Genomic DNA, 6927 nt, shown 5'->3' with positions numbered 1-6927 from the left:
TCGCCGCGTATCTGTTGCGCTATCAGTCGAAAGCGCTGCCGGCCGTCGTGCGCGGCGCGATCGGCGTCAACAGGCCCGCCGATCTGCCATCCGAAGGCGTGGTCGCCGCCGTCGACCTGCCGGCGTTCGACGCCGACGCGTGGCGCGCGCTCGTCACGCAGATGCGCACCCAGGGCGCGGCTTCGGACTCCCCGCCGGGGACACCGTCCACTGCGCCCCCTGCGCCCTCTACGCCCGCGCCCGCCGCGCCGCCGGCTGCGGCGAATCCGGCCGTCACACAATTCCTGCCGAACCGCTTCGCGCTGCACATCGATACGCTGACGCTGCTCAAGCGCCACTGGGACGACGTGATCGTCGGCGCGTCGCATGCGGACGGCAAATGGCAGGCGAACATCGCGTCGAACCAGGTGTCCGGCCACGTGTCGTGGCTGCCAGGCGCCACTCGCGGATCGCCGGGCACGCTGCAGGCGCGCTTTGCGCGCGTCGTGATTCCGTCGGTCGAGGACAAGGACCTGCTCGGCCCGGCGATGTCGGCGCCCGCGCAGAACATGCCGTCGATCGATCTGGTGGTCAACGAACTGATCGTCCGCGATCGCAACGTCGGCCGGCTCGAAGTCGACGCGCACAACTTCGAGGAAGACGGCGTGCCGGTCTGGCAGCTTGACAAGCTCGACATTACGAATCCCGCCGCCACGCTCACCGCCACCGCGAACTGGCGGACCTCGACGGGACTGGGCGCCACCGCCGACGAAATCACGCCGCGCCGCACCGTGTTCGATTTCAAGCTCGACATCAAGGACGCCGGCGCGCTGATCGAACGCTTCGGCCTGCCGCGCACGATCAAGGGTGGCACGGGCTCGCTGTCGGGCAAGCTGGCATGGCTCGGCGCCCCGGCCGTGATCGACTTTCCGACGCTCAACGGTAATCTGGCGGCGGACCTGCGCCATGGCCAGATCCTCAAGATCGATCCGGGCGTCGCCACACTGCTGGGTGTGCTCAGCCTGCAAAGCCTCGCGCGTATCGCCACGCTGGATTTCCGCGACGTGATCGGCGAAGGGCTGCCGTTTTCCAGCGTCACGGCCACCGCGCAGATTCACAACGGCATCGGCCGCACGGACAACTTCAGGATGGTGACCGCGCCGGCGCGGGTCGACATGACGGGCACGGTCGATCTCGCGCAGAAGTCCCAGGACATGCATCTCCACGTCACGCCGACCGTGAGCGTGGGCGCCGGAGTGATCGCCGCGGCGGTCATCAATCCGTTCTTTGGGCTGGGCGCGCTGGTGGCCGATCTCGCGCTCACCCAATCGGTCTCGCACGTGTTCGCACGCGAGTATGCGATCACCGGTTCGTGGTCGAAACCGCACGTCGAGCGGGTGACGGGCGATCGCGGTAATATGGACGTTCCGGCTTCTACCGTTGAAGCGCACTGAGTTTTATCCGGCCTCCGCGTTGCTTTTGCTGGCCGGCCGAGCGCCCAGTGCCGCGACGGCGGTCCCAGCCAACCCTGAACGACGCAAGCGGCGCAGCGGTTCGCGCCGTCGCCTTGCCGGGAGTTTTCCGAAACGCTCATGAGCGAAACACACGTCTTTCCCGCCTCCTCCACCGCGGCGTCCAGCGGTTCCCCGCCAAGCACCTTCCGGATCGCCGCGCTGCAGATGGTGAGCACGCCGGATCGCGAACGCAATCTGGCCGAAGCGCAGCGCCTGATCGCCGAAGCCGCCGCCGACGGCGCGCAACTCGTGCTGCTGCCCGAATACTTCTGCTTCATGGGCTTCAAGGACACGGACAAGCTGGCCGTGCGCGAACCCTACGAGGACGGCCCGATCCAGCGTTTCCTCGCCGATGCCGCCCGCCGCCACCAGATCTGGCTGATCGGCGGTACGCTGCCGATCACCGCGCCGGAGGCATCGCGCGTACTGAACACCACGCTGGTGTTCGACCCGCAAGGCAACGAAGCCGCGCGCTACGACAAGATTCACCTGTTCAACTTCGAGAAGGGCGAAGAATCGTTCGACGAGGCACGCACCATCTGCCCCGGCGGCGAAGTCCGTAGCTTCGAGGCGCCGTTCGGCCGCGTGGGCCTGTCGGTCTGCTACGATCTGCGCTTTCCGGAGTTGTACCGGCGCATGGGCGATTGCGCGCTCATCGTGGTGCCATCCGCCTTTACCTACACCACCGGACGCGCGCATTGGGAAACGCTGCTGCGCGCCCGGGCGGTCGAAAACCAGTGTTACGTGCTGGCCGCGGCGCAAGGCGGCAAACATGAGAACGGCCGCCGTACCTGGGGCCACAGCATGCTGATCGACCCATGGGGCGACATCATCGCGGTGCGCGACGAAGGCGCGGGCCTGGTCGCCGGCAATCTCGAGCGTGCGCGCATCGACGAAGTGCGACAGAGCTTGCCCGCCTGGCGTCATCGTGTGCTCAGCTGAAACGACATTGAAACTGCGGCGCCCATCACTCATAGGGTGGTTCCGGCGCTAACCGACTCCTCTCGAGCAGAACATACTTCGCATGAACATCATCGAACCCGGTATCCGTAATCTCGCCACCGCCAAGGACATCCTCCTGACGCCCTACGGTCTCGACGAATCCCTGCTCACCCGCACGCTCGCCGAAATCTTCACGCACAAGGTCGACTACGCGGACCTGTACTTCCAGTACACGCGCAGCGAAGCGTGGAGTCTCGAAGAAGGCATCGTCAAGTCGGGCAGCTTCAGCATCGACCAGGGCGTCGGCGTGCGCGCCGTGTCGGGCGACCGCACCGCTTTCGCGTACTCGGACGACCTGTCGCCCGAAGCGATTCGCCAGGCGGCGCTCGCCACCCGTTCGATTGCGAAGGCGGGTGGCGGCAAGCAGAAGATCAAGGCAGCGACGTCGCTGACCGGCATCGCCGGGCGCGACTTGTACTTGCCGTCCGATCCGCTCCATTCGCTCGACGCGACCGCCAAGGTCAAGCTGCTCGAGCGCATCGAACAGATGGCGCGCGGCCGCGATCCGCGCATCCAGCAAGTGATGGCGGGCCTCGCCGGCGAATACGACGTGGTGCTGGTCGCGCGTAGCGACGGCGGCTTCGCGGCCGACATCCGGCCGCTCGTGCGCGTGTCGGTCACGGTGATCGCCGAGCAGAACGGCCGCCGCGAAATCGGCAGCGGCGGCGGCGGCGGCCGTTTCGATTACGGCTATTTCACCGACGAAGTGCTGTCGCGCTACGTCGACGACGCGGTGCATGCGGCGCTGGTCAATCTCGACGCGCGTCCGGCGCCGGCCGGCGCGATGACCGTCGTGCTCGGACCGGGCTGGCCCGGCGTGCTGCTGCACGAAGCGATCGGCCACGGTCTCGAAGGCGACTTCAACCGCAAGGGCTCGTCCGCCTTCGCGGGGCGCATCGGCGAACAGGTCGCCGCCAAGGGCGTGACCGTGGTCGACGACGGCACGCTGCCGAACCGCCGCGGCTCGCTCAATATCGACGACGAAGGCAACCCGACCCAGTGCACGACGCTGATCGAAGACGGCATCCTGAAAGGCTACATCCAGGATACGCTGAACGCCCGGCTGATGAAGATGCCGGTCACCGGCAACGCGCGCCGCGAATCGTACGCGGCGCTGCCGATGCCGCGCATGACCAACACGTACATGCTCAACGGCGACAAGGACCCGCAGGAAATTCTCGCGTCGGTGAAAAACGGCTTGTACGCGGTGAACTTCGGCGGCGGCCAGGTCGATATCACGAACGGCAAGTTCGTGTTCTCGGCCTCCGAGGCGTACATGATCGAAAACGGCAAGATCACGTACCCGGTCAAGGGTGCGACGCTGATCGGCAGCGGTCCGGAATCGCTGAAGTACGTCAGCATGATCGGCAACGACATGAAACTCGACTCGGGCGTCGGCGTGTGCGGCAAGGAAGGCCAGAGCGTGCCGGTGGGCGTCGGCCAGCCGACGCTGCGCATCGACCGGATGACAGTGGGCGGCACAGCCTGACCCCTTCAGAAAACGCATACTTCGTGCGCGCAATGCGCGAAGTATGCGGGTTTTCCGCATTTTCATACCCCCATGCTTGCCAGGCGAGCTTGAGCGGGTTATAAAGTCACTCACCTTTTTGACCAGCGACGCCCTCCCCATCATGTCCGCCAGGTTTTACTTTTACTTTTTTTGGTATCTCAGACCGCTGGCGGATCGAGAGGGGTGTTAGTGCACGCAGGACACCGAGAATTCCCGAAAAACCGCCAGCTAAGCCTGGCGGTTTTTTTTCGCCTCATGCATCTGCAACCGCCGTTCAAACCGCATCTGGAACTTTGTCGTTGAACATTTTTTGATTGTCGTCCGCTCTGGCATCGCTGCCTCATCACAGCCTTCGTTGCCCGCGCGAACACGCTACGAACCGATTCAGGAGAACAACATGCCCCCGCACAACACCGACGATGTCCGCATTCGGGAATTGAAAGAACTCACGCCGCCAGCTCACTTGATCCGCGAATTCGCCTGCGACGAAACGGTGTCCGACGTGATTTACAACTCGCGCAACGCGATGCATCGGATTCTGCATGGCATGGAAGACCGGCTGATCGTGATCATCGGCCCGTGCTCGATTCATGATCCGAAGGCGGCGATGGAATACGCCGGGCGCCTGATCGAGCAGCGCAAGCGCTTCGCCGGCGAACTCGAAATCGTCATGCGCGTGTACTTCGAAAAGCCGCGCACGACGGTCGGCTGGAAGGGTCTCATCAACGACCCGCACATGGACAACAGTTTCAAGATCAACGACGGCCTGCGCGCCGCGCGCGAGCTGCTGTTGCGCATCAACGAACTGGGCCTGCCGGCCGGCACCGAATACCTCGACATGATCAGCCCGCAATACATCGCCGATCTGATCTCGTGGGGAGCGATCGGCGCGCGCACCACCGAGTCACAGGTGCATCGCGAACTCGCGTCGGGATTGTCGTGCCCGGTCGGCTTCAAGAACGGCACGGACGGCAACGTCAAGATCGCGGTCGACGCAATCAAGGCTGCCTCGCAGCCGCACCATTTCCTGTCGGTCACCAAGGGTGGTCACTCGGCGATCGTGTCGACCGCCGGCAATGAGGACTGCCACATCATCCTGCGCGGCGGCAAGACGCCGAACTACGATGCGGACAGCGTCAACGCGGCGTGTGCGGACATCGGCAAGGCCGGTCTCGCAGCACGCCTGATGATCGACGCGAGCCACGCAAACAGCTCGAAGAAGCATGAGAACCAGATTCCGGTGTGCGCGGATATCGGCCGCCAGATTGCTTCGGGCGACGAACGGATTGTCGGCGTGATGGTGGAGTCGCACCTGGTGGCAGGCCGCCAGGACTTGCAGGAGGGCTGCGCGTTGACGTACGGCCAGAGCATCACCGACGCGTGCATCGGCTGGGACGAAAGCGTCGCGGTGCTCGAAGGGCTGGCCGAAGCGGTCAAGCAACGGCGCGTCGCGCGCGGCAGCGGCAACTAAAGCGCTGCCACGCTGCTTCAGGCAGATCCGTGGATAGCCCGGCTCGTCGAGCCGGGCTTTTTTTTGGCCGAACGGCGAATGGTGCTTCATGTGCCGCCTCGGTACCGTAACGACTCATCGCCGGGTCGCGGACGACTTGAGCGGGCAACGAGGAACACTTAGCAAATGACGATCGACACGAAATTAGTCACGGGACCCGGCCCGTTGCGAATCTGTTCCTTGAGCTGGGCTTTTCCGCCGATGAGGGGAAGCGCGTGCATGCCGCATCGCAAACGCAGATCAACGACGCACGGCTGCTGAAAGAGCAATTGATGACCGAGCTTTCCAGTCGGATCGGACAACACCATCTGAAGCAGGCCGAGGGCGCCGAGATTCTGATGGTGTCGCGTCCGCGTGTTTCAGACGTGGTCAACAAGCAAACCACCAAGTTCACCATCGACACGCTGGTCGAAATGATGAGCTGCATCGGCAAGCCGGTTAAGCTGGCCGTCGGCTAACACGTGGCGCGTGACGCGTGGCGCGTGTCCGCACGCTAGCCCGCGTTGCGATCGTGCTGCCACAGCACGTCCGTGCCGCCGTCAGCGCGATTGAGCACGCGCGCGAGCACGAACAGCAGGTCCGATAGCCGGTTCACATACTGACGCGGCGCCGCGTTGATCGACTCGTGTTCTCCCAATGCCACGATCGCCCGCTCGGCCCGGCGGCAAACGGTACGGCACACATGCGCGAGCGCCGCCGGGCGCGAGCCGCCCGGCAGAATGAACTCCTTGAGCGGCGGCAATGCCGCGTTGTAATCGGCGAGCCAGTCGTCGAGTTGGGTGAGATGCCGGTCGGTGATCATCGTGTGACCGGGAATGCAAAGTTCGCCGCCGAGATCGAACAGATCATGCTGGATCGCGACCAGCGCCGCGCGCACTGTGTCAGGCAGCGTTTCGCACAACAGCACGCCGAGGTTCGAATTGAGTTCGTCGACGTCGCCAATGGCGGCAATGCGCGCGCTGTCCTTACGTACGCGGCGACCGTCGCCCAGTCCGGTGGTGCCGTCGTCGCCCGTGCGGGTCGAGATCTTGCTCAAGCGGTTGCCCATGACGTCTCCTATCCATTCAGTGACGATGCGTCCATGAAAATGGCACGGCTCAACGCGAAATGGCCGACTGGCCATCGCGTTTATCCATATTGCGCGCATCGTGAAGTCGCCGCCATTATAGGAGCGGTGGGCGTACTGACGCCGCCCCGCGGGCGATCGGCGTAAAATGAAATAGCTGCTGCAAACAAGCTGTACTCAAAAATTTCAGCGAGCGTTTTGATGGGATCGGAGTCAGTGCTTTGCGCCCGTTCCGGTCGACCGCGTTGCATGGGACCGGAGTAAGCGCTAAAGCGCTAACTCCCGTCGACCGCGTTGCATGGGACCGGAGTAAGCGCTAAAGCGCTAACTCCGGTCGACCGCGTTG

6 protein-coding genes are annotated in these 6927 nt (G+C 64.2%); 5 read left to right on the top strand and 1 reads right to left on the bottom strand.

The window, feature by feature from the left end; translation table 11 throughout:
• The 5 genes from CIC12_RS14265 to CIC12_RS14245 all read left to right on the top strand — a co-directional run.
• Nucleotides 1-1433, top strand: a 1433-nt coding sequence (locus CIC12_RS14265) for a YhdP family phospholipid transporter (RefSeq protein ID WP_274597557.1), incomplete at its 5' end; no start/stop codon positions are given.
• A 138-nt stretch (nt 1434-1571) separates the two neighbouring features.
• The gene (locus tag CIC12_RS14260) at nt 1572-2435 is read left to right on the top strand and encodes a carbon-nitrogen hydrolase family protein (protein ID WP_168664741.1); all 864 of its coding nucleotides are present in this window, start codon (nt 1572-1574) and stop codon (nt 2433-2435) included.
• A gap of 82 nt (nt 2436-2517) precedes the next feature.
• Entirely contained in the window at nt 2518-3984 is a 1467-nt protein-coding gene (tldD, locus tag CIC12_RS14255) for a metalloprotease TldD (protein WP_168664740.1), read from the top strand.
• A 418-nt stretch (nt 3985-4402) separates the two neighbouring features.
• On the top strand, nt 4403-5476 hold the full coding sequence (gene aroG / locus CIC12_RS14250) for a 3-deoxy-7-phosphoheptulonate synthase AroG (protein ID WP_168664739.1): 1074 nt from the start codon (nt 4403-4405) through the stop codon (nt 5474-5476).
• Between the two features lie 254 nt (nt 5477-5730).
• A complete protein-coding gene (locus CIC12_RS14245; protein WP_342030538.1) occupies nt 5731-5973 on the top strand; it encodes a helix-turn-helix domain-containing protein in 243 nt (80 codons plus the stop codon).
• A gap of 35 nt (nt 5974-6008) precedes the next feature.
• Here CIC12_RS14245 and CIC12_RS14240 read toward each other — a convergent pair whose 3' ends face one another.
• The gene (locus tag CIC12_RS14240; RefSeq protein WP_168664738.1) at nt 6009-6563 is read right to left on the bottom strand and encodes a cob(I)yrinic acid a,c-diamide adenosyltransferase; all 555 of its coding nucleotides are present in this window, start codon (nt 6561-6563) and stop codon (nt 6009-6011) included.
• Nucleotides 6564-6927 lie beyond the last annotated feature (364 nt).

Source organism: Paraburkholderia sp. SG-MS1 (assembly GCF_012275575.1).
Taxonomy (GTDB): Bacteria; Pseudomonadota; Gammaproteobacteria; order Burkholderiales; family Burkholderiaceae; genus Paraburkholderia.
Note: the sequence above shows the minus strand (reverse complement) of the source record. Positions and strands in the feature narration are given on the sequence as shown.

Coding starts and splice junctions, on each gene's coding strand:
- CIC12_RS14260 (WP_168664741.1), top strand. CDS start 1,572: ATGAGCGAAACACACGTCTTTCCCGCCTCCTCCACCGCGGCGTCCAGC.
- tldD (WP_168664740.1), top strand. CDS start 2,518: ATGAACATCATCGAACCCGGTATCCGTAATCTCGCCACCGCCAAGGAC.
- aroG (WP_168664739.1), top strand. CDS start 4,403: ATGCCCCCGCACAACACCGACGATGTCCGCATTCGGGAATTGAAAGAA.
- CIC12_RS14240 (WP_168664738.1), bottom strand. CDS start 6,563: ATGGGCAACCGCTTGAGCAAGATCTCGACCCGCACGGGCGACGACGGC.